The sequence below is a fragment of the Candidatus Similichlamydia epinepheli genome (assembly GCF_003056015.1).
Window position 1 is genome coordinate 1 of sequence record NZ_PPEU01000033.1, and the last position, 8,468, is coordinate 8,468.

General features: G+C 38.5%; 8 protein-coding genes. 1 reads left to right on the forward strand and 7 read right to left on the reverse strand.

What is annotated here, in order from left to right; genetic code table 11:
* Positions 1–298 precede the first annotated feature (298 nt).
* The 6 genes from GCCT14_RS02730 to GCCT14_RS02755 form a co-directional block, all read right to left on the reverse strand.
* Positions 299–1,093 carry a hypothetical protein gene (locus GCCT14_RS02730; protein WP_108624140.1) on the reverse strand — a complete coding sequence of 265 codons (795 nt, stop codon included), beginning with the start codon at positions 1,091–1,093 and terminating at the stop codon, positions 299–301.
* A gap of 66 nt (positions 1,094–1,159) precedes the next feature.
* Positions 1,160–1,909, reverse strand: a complete 750-nt coding sequence (locus GCCT14_RS02735) for a hypothetical protein (RefSeq protein WP_108624141.1) — start codon at positions 1,907–1,909, stop codon at positions 1,160–1,162.
* Positions 1,910–2,086: 177 nt separating this feature from the next.
* Positions 2,087–2,827 carry a hypothetical protein gene (locus GCCT14_RS02740; RefSeq protein WP_108624142.1) on the reverse strand — a complete coding sequence of 247 codons (741 nt, stop codon included), beginning with the start codon at positions 2,825–2,827 and terminating at the stop codon, positions 2,087–2,089.
* Positions 2,828–3,010: 183 nt separating this feature from the next.
* Positions 3,011–3,811, reverse strand: a complete 801-nt coding sequence (locus tag GCCT14_RS02745) for a hypothetical protein (RefSeq protein WP_108624143.1) — start codon at positions 3,809–3,811, stop codon at positions 3,011–3,013.
* 174 nt (positions 3,812–3,985) lie between these two features.
* Positions 3,986–4,783: a hypothetical protein gene (locus tag GCCT14_RS02750; protein WP_108624144.1), complete on the reverse strand. Its 798-nt coding sequence runs from the start codon at positions 4,781–4,783 to the stop codon at positions 3,986–3,988.
* Positions 4,784–4,955: 172 nt separating this feature from the next.
* Positions 4,956–5,810 carry a hypothetical protein gene (locus tag GCCT14_RS02755; RefSeq protein ID WP_108624145.1) on the reverse strand — a complete coding sequence of 285 codons (855 nt, stop codon included), beginning with the start codon at positions 5,808–5,810 and terminating at the stop codon, positions 4,956–4,958.
* 284 nt (positions 5,811–6,094) lie between these two features.
* On the opposite strand from GCCT14_RS02755, the gene recD2 reads away from it, so the two are divergent.
* Positions 6,095–7,975: an SF1B family DNA helicase RecD2 gene (gene recD2, locus GCCT14_RS02760; protein ID WP_157952526.1), complete on the forward strand. Its 1,881-nt coding sequence runs from the start codon at positions 6,095–6,097 to the stop codon at positions 7,973–7,975.
* A 93-nt stretch (positions 7,976–8,068) separates the two neighbouring features.
* On the opposite strand, the gene GCCT14_RS02765 is transcribed toward recD2, so the two are convergent.
* Positions 8,069–8,468: (d)CMP kinase (locus tag GCCT14_RS02765; RefSeq protein WP_192875484.1), on the reverse strand; the 400-nt coding region annotated here is incomplete at its 5' end.

Below are 8,468 nucleotides of genomic sequence, written 5' to 3' on the forward strand. Positions count from 1 at the left end.
GGGAGGTGGAGTGGGAGTGGGGGGGGAGGGAAGTGGGAAGGAAAAAAGAGAGAGGGGGAGGGGGAGGATGATTAATCTCTTCCACTAGATGATCCAAATGAAATTGAATTGCTGGGATTCATTTGTTCGATATATTAAAGGAGTATGAATCAGTAACAACAACTGTTGTTCTGTGGAAATTAGCAGTTCTTCTTAACGAGACATGATTATCACGAGACAGGAGATTGTTAGCAAATTTATGTACATCGATGCGTAATACAAATGCAGATCGCATATATGCGTTCACAAGTCCTCTTTACTAATCCTCCAGAGGCGGCATATCTTCGTAGGGATCTTCCTCAGAACCATTTTCTCCAAATTGTGTTTCGTCCTCATCTCCTATATTTTCTCGTGATGTATAAACCGGTGGTGGCTCTTGGTAAGAAGGTGGACGTTGGGATAGGTCAGTCATCTCAATTTCTTCGTACCCTGGCAAGTATGTGTATGGGGGCGGAGGAGTTTCACGAGGTCGTGGTTCATTTTGTACAGGCAATAAACCAACGACAGGATCTGTTTCAACTTCAGATGATAACGACCTTCTTAAACAAAATCTCAAAGCAAAGGTGATGAACAAAGCTATTAATGAAACAGCATAACAAAATACCGGCAATTCAGAATCTTGCGAAACTACGTCGCCGCTCAAATAGAATTTAATTAATAAAAACAAGAAAAAAACGGCCACTGTTAAAACGTAAAATGAGATCGATTCACATCTAACTCTACTGCTGATGCATAATGTTATAAGTAACGCCACAAAGAAATTAAAAATGGAAAAACAATAAATTGTCGCCCCTGACGCGTAAGAGTCAAATGCGCATTGATTTACAAAGCTGGTCACGACTGTTTCGACAGAACTAGAATTGGTACAAGGTCTTGAAGAGTGACTTGGAATAACAAATAGAAACAGTATCTCAACAAGAATAATGATAAACATGATAATTAATGAGACAATTCCACAACGACACAACCTACTAAGCCTACTATTGTTGCGATCAGCAGGGGGACGATCCCCTCCACCTGAAGCACCAATTAAGACTGAATTTGTTGTATTCATATGAATGACATATTCAAGTAATAACAGTCAGTAATAAGAAACGTCATCGTGTGCAAAATAACAATACTAATCTTCAAGAGGTGGCATATCTTCGTAGGGATCTTCCTCAGAGCCATTTTCTCCAAATTGTGTTTCGTCCTCTCCTACATTTTCTCGTGACGTGTAAACAGGTGGTGGTTCTTGATAAGGAGGTGGATCTGGTGATAGATCAACCATAGGAATTTGGTCATACATTGGAAAATATGTGTATGGTGGTGGAGGAGTTTCAGTACCAGGAGGTGTATCATCACCATGTTGAGAATTGATATCTTCTTCTACAACAGGTCGAGGTGATTCTTCACTTGAAAAAAATCTGAAGAAAAATAAGGCCAACACAATCACTTCTGATATAAAATAACAAGTGACGGATGCCACTGTTGCTGGCTGCTGTATTCTAGTTGAGAAATCATGTAATTTGACTAACAGAAACATCACAAAAATAGTCATCATTAAAACGACAAATAGGAAGACTTCAAGCCGACTATTACTATTCATGAAGCATGAAATGCATATAGATAAAACGATGTTCAAAACAGAAAAAAAATACGTAATTGGTACAGATGTTGCACTGCGGTTAATGTATAAACGACCGCCTTCCATTGATGGCGGATTTAAAATGACAAAATGAAATAGCATCCCCACAAAAACCATGATCAACATAACAATCATGGAAATCATTCCACGACTAAACGATCTAGCAATAGAACGATTGTTTCGAGGTGGAGGAGGGCCTCCTTCACCTGATCCCCCAATAGGTAGGGCATTTATAGGATTCATTCGAGAGACATATTCGATGAGTAAAAATCAGTAATAACAAGTGTCATTGTGTGCAAAAACAATATCCTATTATGTCAGAATAACTATGCGCAGACAAATCAATTTTACAAGTATTGATATCATGTTTGTTAATTTGCACTTGTTTATTGACAGACGTTTTAATCTGATAGTTGAATACTAATCTTCAAGAGGTGGCATATCTTCGTAGGGATCTTCCTCAGAGCCATTTTCTCCAACTTGTGTTTCGTCCCCTCCTAGATTTTCTAGTGACGTGTAAACAGGTGGTGGCTCCCGGTAAGGAGGTGGCTCTGCTGGTAGATCAACCATAGGAATTTGGTCATACATTGGAAAATATGTGTATGGGGGTGGAGGAGTTTCACTACCAGGAGGTGTATCATCACCATGTTGAGAATTGATATCTTCTTCTACAACAGGTCGAGGTGATTCTTCACTTGAAAAAAATCTGAAGAAAAATAAGGCCAACACAATCACTTCTGACACACAATAAAAAATGACTGATAACATTGTTGGTCTCTGCTGGATTCCAGTTGAGGAATCATGTAATTTGACCAACAAAAACATCGCAAAAATAGTTATCATTAAAGCGACAAATAGGAAGACTTCAAGCCGACTATTCCTATTCATGAAGAATGAAATGAATATTGATAAAGCGATGTTCAACCCTGCAGAAAAATAAGACATTGAAACTGATGATCTGGAACCTAAGTTAAATCCTCCCGTTGAGTGATTATTTAAAATGACAAAATGAAATAGTATCCCAACCAAAATAACGATCGCCATAACAATTGCGACCATCTCTCCAGAGGTAAACGATCTAAAAACACGATTGTTATTTCGAAATGGAGGAGGGCCTCCTTCACCTGATCCCCCAATAGGTGGGGCATTTATAGGATTCATTCGAGAGACATATTCGATGAGTAAAAATCAGTAATAACAAGTGTCATTATGTGCAATAATAACAGCCCATTATGTCAGAATAACTACGAGCAAACAAATCAATTTTACAAATTGTTTATACCCCGTCCATGTTCGGATATTTGAATTTGTGCATTAACAGACGTTTTATCTACTAGCTAAATACTAATCTTCAAGAGGTGGCATATCTTCGTAGGGATCTTCCTCAGAGCCATTTTCTCCAAATTCTGTTTCTTCCTCTTCTAGATTTTCTTGTGACGTGTAAACAGGTGGTGGCTCTTGGTAAGGAGGTGGATCTGGTGATAGATCAGCCATAGCAATTTGGTCATACATTGGCAAATATGTGTATGGCGGAGGAGGGGTCATATTAATCGACTGATATGAATTACTATCTAACCCTAATCCCGCTAGATCGAACTGTTCAAGTCCACTAATGTTAGTATCTCCTTTCAAATAAAATCCCACCACAAAAGAAGCTAGCAAAACTAATTGTGAAACAACATAACAAGCTACAGACCAGTTCACACTTGAATCAACACTCTCTGATTGAATTACTGTCTTAAAAAGTACAGTCAATAAGAAAATGATTACTGCCAAAATACAAAACAAGCCTACCTCAAAACATGAGGTAGTGTCCATGAACAATATGATCAGAAGTGCCGAAATGAAATTAAAAATTGAAAAAAGACACACCACAAATGACGACGATATATTGTATGGATAATGTCCACATCCATTGGTAAAAGTTGTTGCATTTACTTGATCATATCTTGCACAATTCTCTGAAAAATAACCTGGAATAACCAAAGAAAAAAGTATTCCAATAAAGATAACGATCAACATAACAATTACGGAAATAACTCCATAACTAAACGGCCCACAACCACGATTGTTATTTCGAGATGGAGGAGGTCTATCGTCTTCTCTATCTGAGGAGCCTATTGAAAGTGAACGGATGGGTTGCATTAGTTATACGTTCGAAATGTAAAAGTCAGTAATACAAGTGTCATTATGTGCAAAAACAACAGCCCATTATGTCAGAATCACTATGCGCAGACAAATCAATTTTACAAATTGTTGATCCCCTGTTCGTATATTTGAACTTGTTCATTAACAGACGTTTTATCTACTAGCTAAATACTAATCTTCTAGATCTGGCATATCTTCGTAGGGATCTTCCTCAGCACCATTTTCTCCAAATTCTGTTTCTTCCTCTCCTAGATGTTCTAGTGACGTGTAAACAGGTGGTGGCTCTCGGTAAGGAGGTGGATCTGATGGTAGATCAACCATAGCAATTTGGTCATACTCTGGGAAATATGTGTATGGGGGTGGAGGGGTTCCTCTAAATGGGAGGTCATTATGTGTATGAGGTGTTTCACTTGTTGTTCCATTCTGTACGAGTGGTGAGTCAACCGTGGATCTTGCTACTTCAATATCAAATCGAAATCTTCTCAAGTAGAGTCTCAAACCAAAGGTGATAAATAAAACTAATGCTGAAACAACATAACAAAAAGATGACAACTCAGAACCCGGCAAAACTCCTATTTCTTCCAAGAAAAATTTAATTAATAAAAACAATACGAAAACGACCACTCCTAGAACATAAAATGAGATCGATTCACACCTTCTTGTACGGTTCACACATAATGTGATAAGTAGCGCCAAAGCAAAATTAAAGCCGGAAAAAAAATAAGAAATTGATTCCATTGAGACATAAGATTCAAATGCGCATTGATTGCTAGAACTAGAATTAGTACAAGATCTTGAAAGTGGAACAACAAACAGAAATAATATCCCTACAAAGATAACGATCGACATAATAATTATGGCGACAGTTCCAAAACCACACAAATTATTAGATCGACAGTTATTGCGATCAGTAGGTGGACGATCGCCTCCACCTGAAGCACCAAGTAAGCCAGCGTTTGTGGGATTCATTTGATTGACATATTCGATGAGTAAGAGTCGATAATATCAGCTGTTCTATGCACAATTTACATTCTTTGTAACAAACCAATCGATTATCAACTAATTAATCGATTGTTCGCAAAATATATGTCGAAATTTCATGCAAATGAAAATCACATCTTAAATTTGCAATAATTCTTTCTTAATCTTCTAGATCGGGCATATCTTCGTAGGGATCTTCCTCAGAGCCATTTTCTCCAAATTCTGTTTCTTCCTCTTCTAGATTTTCTTGTGACGTGTAAACAGGTGGTGGCTCTCGGTAAGGAGGTGGCTCTGGGGGTAGATCAACCATAGGAATTTGGTCATACATTGGAAAATATGTGTATGGGGGTGGAGGGGTTTCAGCAGCTGGCAACTCAAGATGTGTAGATGGCAGGTTATCAGCATGTCCTGTTTCAACGCTGGAGGCAACCCGTTCCGCTTCAACTCTGGAAACAACCTGTTCTACTTCAACTTCCGCAGCGTGTAATCTTCCTAAAAAGAACCTCAACCTAAAAGCTATCAAAATAACTAGCTGTGAAACAACATAACAAAAGATAGCTAATGCTGAATCAGGCGAAACCCCATCTCTTAACAATCCTGAATTAGTTAATAAAAACAATAAGAAAATGATTGCCCCCAAAACACAAAATGAAATCACTTCACATCTTGTTGTGCTGTTCATGCATAACGCAACAAATAATGCTAAAACGAAATTCAAAATAGAAAAAAAATAAGACATTGATGTCACTGATGAAGTAAAATCAAGTCGACATAAACGATTAAAAATAGTTTCTTGTATTTGGTTAGAATCAGAAGTTCCACAAAGCCTTGAAAATAAATTTGGAATAACAAAAAAAAACAATACACCAATAAAAATGACTATAGTCATGACAACTAGAAGAACAATTCCATTGCTACATGGCCCATTATTTGGCCTGCCGTTATTGCGAGACGGAGGAGTGCTACGATCTTCTCCACCTGATCCATCAAGTAAGAGAGCATTTGCGGGGTTCATCTGATTGATATATGCGAGATGTAAAAGTCAGCAATAATAGTTGTCGGTCTGCCTAAATCAATATCTAACATGATGATCTGATTGTCGTTGACTAATCAATTGTTAGTCAGTTTCTATACTTAGAACAGAATACCATTTATTCATGATAGTACATATTGAAACTGGTTAAGTATATCATGTGTCTAAGTTGACATCTTGTGCATGTTTTTCAACGTGTGCCCAATTTAACGTCTTTCTCTCGATTGTGAATAAAAGAACCTTATTTCTTACGGAGATTATTTGCAGTGACTTCTTGTTGTGATGAATTGGAAGCTTTTTTAGGAAGTGGTAGTCTTCCCTGGATAGGACCAGCATTAGCGAAGAAAATTATTAACTCATTTGGAGAAGAGACTTTATTCATCCTCGATCACCAACCTGATAAGCTTGTATCTATCTCTGGAATCACATCTAAAAAAGCTGATCAGATTCATGTAGCTTGGAAGAGACAACGTGATTTATATGGCTTAATGATTTTTTGCCAAAAAGTAGGTCTTTCCACACATCAATCAAAGAAAATTTATGAAAAATTTGGAACTCGTTCTGAAGAATTAATTCGTGAAAATCCATATTTACTTATTCGCGAAATTTGGGGTTTTGGCTTCAAGAGGGCTGATTATGTTGCTACTCAATTAGGCCTTACTCCTAACTCTCCAATAAGAATTCAAGCTGCCTACGAGGCTGTTGTCACTCAAGGTTATCAAAAAGGGCATACATGTTTCCCCAGAAAGCATCTGATAGATGGTGCCATTCAACTTCTTCAACTGACTTCCAAAGACGGTGTAGAGGAGCATCTTGAGCATCTTTTACAAGATGGTCGTCTGGTTCAATATCAAAAAGAGGGTTCTTTTGGTGCAGAACCTTTCATTTGGAGTGTTCAAGCCTACCGTACTGAAGAAAACATTGTATCTCAATTAGATCGTTTAATTAGTTCTCGATCACGAGTTCCTAATTTTGACTTAGAAGCATATTTGGGATGGGCTTCTAAAGAGTTAGGGATGGATCTTGCCTCTGCACAAAAAGAAGCAATTCGCATGGCGTATCGTCACAAGGTCCATTTATTGACAGGTGGTCCTGGGACAGGGAAAAGCACTATCACACGTTGTTTAGCTTTAATTGGAGGTAAGCTAGGTCTCGACCTAATTTTCTGCGCGCCAACAGGAAAAGCCTCTAAACGTTTAGGAGAGGCTAGTGGTAGACCAGCTCAAACCATCCACTATTTACTCGAATATGACTTTACATCTCAGACTTTCAAAAAGTCTGAAAAGAGCCTGCTACAAGTTGATATATTGGTAGTGGATGAAATGAGCATGGTTGACTGTTTCCTTTTTCACCATCTACTAAAGGCAATTCCCTCTCATGCTCATTTAATATTGGTTGGAGATAGCGACCAACTTGCTAGTATTGGTCCTGGAAATGTCTTTGAAGATCTTCTCTCATCTAGACGTTTACCTGTTTGCACTCTTTCAACTCTTTTTCGACAATCGGAACGTTCCGGCATTGCTCGAGCAGCCCATCTCATTCGAGAAGGACGATCCCCTCTTGCATCACTGAAAGAAGATGACTTGGACTTCTCTTTTATAGAAGAGAGAGACGGAGAAAAAATCGTCGAACGCATCTGTTACGAAGTTTATGAAAGAATGCCCAAGCTTCATAAACTTGATCCACAGGAAGATATTCAGGTTCTCTGCCCTATGAAAAAGGGCTCAGTTGGAATCGAGCGTCTTAATATTGCGCTCCAACAAACTTTTCAAAAAGGTCAAACCGGAAAATTTTCAATAGGAGGGAGAACGTTTTTTCTCGGAGATAAACTAATCCAGACTCGCAACAACTATCGTAAAGAGATATTCAACGGATCAATTCATTTCTTAAGAAGCGTAGACATGTCAAAGCGAACATGTGAAATGATCTCTATGGAAGGACGTTCACTTATTTATCGTTTCGATGAGCTTGATCAGGTCCAACACGCATATGCACTTTCCGTGCATAAATATCAGGGAAGTGAAGCAGAGTGCATCGTCTTACCTGTCCACCCATCCCATTCTGTCATGCTATTCAGAAGGCTTTTATACACCGCAATCACACGAGCCAGAAAGCACGTCTTACTCATCGAAACGATAAATAAGTGAACGTCCTTCCATAGAGATCATTTCACGTCTTACTCATCGGAAGCAAAAAACATTTTTGGTACGGAATTCGTAACAACAATCAAGCCGAACGACTTACTGGTCTGCGTCAGAAAATCGAGGAGAGATGGGGTCCCGTTCCTGTTTCAATCGATCCAAAATTTTCCTGACAGTCTCTTCAAGAGATAAATCAGAACTAACCAACAACCAGCATCCCTCTGGCTCAACAAGAGCACCAACCTGACGGCTTCGATCTTCTTTATCCCTCTTAGCAAGCTTGTTCTTTACTTCTTCAAACGATTCACCAGATGAACGTTGCTTAAAACGTCTCTCAGCACGAACATCCAAAGAAGCAGTAAGAAAAATCTTCAAGTCGGCATCCATGAAGACAACAGAGCCCATATCTCTTCCATCTAGAAAAAAATAAGTGACATCTCTGGTATCGCACACAATCTCCCTAAGAAGATCATTAACGTGCGATCTTACACAAAGATTG